Raw genomic sequence first — 3,085 nt, 5'->3', positions numbered from 1 at the left:
TGCTGGCCTACCTGGCGCTGGGCGCCGAGGGGCCCGCACGCGCCGCCGAAGACAGCCAGAAGCGCCAGCTCTTCCGGATAGAGGACGAAGTGAACAAAGTCATGCCGGAGCTGAAGACCCAGACTGAGCTCCTGCTGACCTTCGTGAAGGTCTGGCTTGAACACAATCCGCCGCTGGAGCCGGCGCTCGAAGCCAGCCTGGCCGCAAGCGCCGACGCGCGCCTCGACCGGTTTCTCGACATCGCTTCGATCACCCAGTCCCAGGGCGGGCTCGCGCACTTGCACGCCGTCGGCGCCGATGAAGACGAAGACTGGGACGCGCACGGCAATCTGGAGGCCTCCTCCTCATGAGCGCCGTCTCCAGCCCGGCCATTTCGGAAGTCCGGCGGCTCTCGGTGCTGGACGGCGCGCTGGGGCCTGCGCTCGGGGCGGCGCTCGCCGATCCGGCTGTCGCAGAAATACTGGTCAATGCCGATGGTTCGGTCTGGATCGACCGTCTGAGCACGGGATTGACGCCGACCGGCGTCCAACTTTCGGCCAATGACCGCGAAGCAGCGATCCGCCTGATGGCGCATGCAGCGGGTATCACTGTCGGCCCGGACCAGCCGCGTCTCTCGGCGAGCCTGCCGGGCAGCGCCGCGCGGGTTCAGGCGATGCTGCCGCCGGTCGTCGCCGGGCCCGTGTTTGCGATCCGCAAGCGCCCGGACCGCATCCATACGCTGGATGATTATGTCGCCGAGGGGAGCGCGACGCCCGAACAGGTCCGGACACTCAGGCAAGCCCTCGAGGGCCGGCGCAACATCATCGTTGCGGGCGGGGCAGGCTCGGGCAAGACGACGCTGCTCAATGCGCTGCTGGCAGAGGCGTGCATGAGGCAAAGCCGCCTCATCGTCATTGAAGACACCGAAGAACTGCAAGTCACGGGCGCCAACACAGTCCAGATGCTGACCAAGCTCACGTCGCCAGAGGTGACGCTCCGCGATCTGGTTCAGGACGCGCTGCGTCTGCGCCCGGACCGGATCATTGTCGGCGAAGTGCGCAGCGGCGCGGCGCTGGATGTGCTGAAGGCCTGGAACACCGGCCATCCGGGCGGCCTTCTGACGCTGCATGCAAATTCTGCGCAGGACGCGTGCCTGCGGCTCGAGGATCTCTGCCTTGAGGCGCAGGTGGCAAGCCCCCGGCGCCTGATCGCCTCGGCGGTCGATCTCATCGTGTTCATCGCGCGAACGGCCTCTGGCCGGCGCATCACCGAGCTTCTCGACCTCAAGACCACAACCCATCCAACCAAGGGAGACTTAGAATGAACCTTCATCCGTATACGGCGAGACGCCTCGCCTGGAAGACGGCGGCGCTTGCCGCGATTGCCACCCTGTCGGCCTTGCCGGCATTTGCTGCAGGCTCGGGCATGCCCTGGGAGGGCCCGCTGGAACAGGTTGTCGATTCGGTGACCGGGCCTGTCGCGCGCGGAGCGGCCGTAATCGGAATCGTGCTTGCCGGGATCGCGATCATGTTTTCGGAAGGCGGCGGCGGGGTGAGGAAGCTCGCCTTTGTTGGCCTCGGCATCGCGGTCATGTTTGCTGCGGTCTCGTTCTTCCTCGACTTCTTTGGCTTCGCCGGCGGCGCGGTGCTCTGATGGCCGAGGCGCTGCCCGAGGGGTTCGTGATCCCGCTTCACACTTCTCTGACGCGGCCCGTTCTGCTGGGCGGCGTGCCGCGCAGCTTTGCGATCCTCAATGCCACGACCTGCGCGGCGATTGCGTTCGGGCTTCAGCAGCCGCTGATCGGGCTGCCGCTCTGGGCGGTCTTGCAGGGCGCGGCGGCCTGGGCGGCGGCGCGTGACCCATGGTTCCTCGAGACCTGGCCGCGCCACCTCGCCAAACCCACATACTTCGGGACCTGACAGACGATGTTTGACCTCCGCCCTTATCGCCGCCGCGGCGCCAGGCTCAGCGACTACCTGCCCTGGGCCGGGCTGGTCGCGCCGGGCATTATCCTGAACAAGGACGGCGCGTTCCAGCGCACGCTGGCGTTCCGGGGGCCGGATCTCGATTCGGCGTCACTGACCGAGCTGATGGGAACTTCAAACCGTCTCGCATCGGCGCTGCGCCGGTTCGAGTCCGGCTGGTGCCTGCATGCCGAGGCAAGGCGGCGGCCTGCGCCCGGGTATCCGGACGCGGTGTTCGGGCAGGGGCTTGCCTGGCTGATCGATGAGGAGCGGCGCGTCCTGTTCGAGACGGCGGGGGCAAGGTTCGAGACCGAGTATTTCCTGACACTGACTTTCCTGCCGCCGGAAGAAAAGCAGTCCTGGCTTGAATCCCTGCTGTTCGAAGGCGGCTCAAAAGCATCAGCGACCGACTACCGTGCGCACCTCGCCCGGTTCGCCGAAGAGACAGACCAGTTCCGGATGGCGCTGGAGCCGCTGATGCCGGAGGCGCGCTGGCTGGAGGATGAGGCGATGCTCGGGTTCGTCCATGATGCGATCTCAGACCGGCGTCTCTCAAGGATCAGGGTTCCGGGGACCCCGTTCCATCTCGATCAGCTGTTGATCGATTCGCCGCTTGTTGGCGGTCTCGCCCCTAAACTCGGATCGCATCACCTTCGAATTCTCTCGGTGCGCAGTTTCGTCAGCGCCAGCGAACCGGGCCTGCTCGATGCACTGAACCGCTTGCCGGTCTCCTATCGCTGGGTGACGCGGTTCCTGGCGCTCTCGCAGGAAGAGGCGCGCCGGGAGATCGAGTGGACCCGCAAGCGCTGGTTTTCGAAGCGCAAGGGCCTGCTTACCCTGATCCGGGAAGCGCTGTTCCGGGAAGAGGCGCAGCTGCAGGACAATGATGCGGCAATCCAGGCCAGCGACGCCGACGCCGCGCTGCAGAGGCTTCTCGGTGAAGGCTGCGGGGCAGGGTATGTCACGCTGACGATCACGGTCGCGGAAGCGAGTGAAGCTGCCGCCGATGAAGCGGTCCGGCTGATCCGTCAGACGACGGACGCGCTTGGGTTCGTGACCGAGCTTGAGAGTGTCAATGCGGTCGAAGCCTGGCTCGGCAGCCTGCCGGGGCAGGCCTACGCCGATATCCGGCGGTCTGTGCT

General features: G+C 66.3%; 3 protein-coding genes and 2 pseudogenes. All 5 read left to right on the top strand.

The genetic code is table 11. The features are described from left to right. Nucleotides 1-350 (top strand): annotated as a pseudogene (locus WEA77_RS09385) (hypothetical protein); the annotation flags it as partial. Next, nucleotides 347-1,303 (top strand): P-type conjugative transfer ATPase TrbB, encoded by a 957-nt coding sequence (trbB, locus tag WEA77_RS09380; protein ID WP_368067613.1) that lies wholly within the window; start codon nucleotides 347-349, stop codon nucleotides 1,301-1,303. The pseudogene WEA77_RS09385 and the gene trbB, both read left to right, overlap by 4 nt. Then, the gene (locus tag WEA77_RS09375; RefSeq protein WP_368067612.1) at nucleotides 1,300-1,632 is read left to right on the top strand and encodes a TrbC/VirB2 family protein; all 333 of its coding nucleotides are present in this window, start codon (nucleotides 1,300-1,302) and stop codon (nucleotides 1,630-1,632) included. The genes trbB and WEA77_RS09375 overlap by 4 nt, the downstream gene beginning before the upstream one ends. After that, the gene (locus tag WEA77_RS09370) at nucleotides 1,632-1,898 is read left to right on the top strand and encodes a VirB3 family type IV secretion system protein (RefSeq protein WP_368067611.1); all 267 of its coding nucleotides are present in this window, start codon (nucleotides 1,632-1,634) and stop codon (nucleotides 1,896-1,898) included. Before WEA77_RS09375 ends, WEA77_RS09370 begins: the two co-directional genes overlap by 1 nt. 6 nt (nucleotides 1,899-1,904) lie before the next feature. Next, nucleotides 1,905-3,085: pseudogene (locus WEA77_RS09365) on the top strand (conjugal transfer protein TrbE); the annotation flags it as partial.

Source organism: Hyphomonas sp. (assembly GCF_040882205.1).
GTDB lineage: Bacteria > Pseudomonadota > Alphaproteobacteria > Caulobacterales > Hyphomonadaceae > Hyphomonas.
The sequence above is the reverse complement of the archived record's forward strand: the minus strand, read 5'-3'. Positions and strand labels throughout refer to the sequence as shown.